Consider the following 279-nt stretch of genomic DNA (forward strand, 5'->3'; position numbering starts at 1 on the left):
ACTCCGATCATCCCGCCCTCGATCTGTACGCGCATGCGAGCCAGACGTTTTGCCGGTTCGTAAGCGAGAAGTAGTGCAGTGATGAACGCCATTAGATCACCTGGCGAGCCGCCTTTCTCAAGAACTGTGTATCCAGAGACGGCGATAACCACCGCGATCGCAAGGCCTGACAAAGTTTCCATGATGGGACTTGTCGCTGCTTCGAGCTTCGCAATGCCGTTGGCGCGCTGCTCGACATCTGAGACCGCCTTATTCATACGCTGGCGCATAAGCTTCTCC

At 55.9% G+C, this 279-nt stretch carries 1 pseudogene; it reads right to left on the bottom strand.

From position 1 onward, the window contains the following. Positions 1-279: pseudogene (locus tag EN846_RS34855) on the bottom strand (ABC transporter ATP-binding protein); the annotation flags it as partial.

This window comes from Mesorhizobium sp. M4B.F.Ca.ET.203.01.1.1 (assembly GCF_004791025.1).
Taxonomy (GTDB): domain Bacteria; phylum Pseudomonadota; class Alphaproteobacteria; order Rhizobiales; family Rhizobiaceae; genus Mesorhizobium; species Mesorhizobium abyssinicae.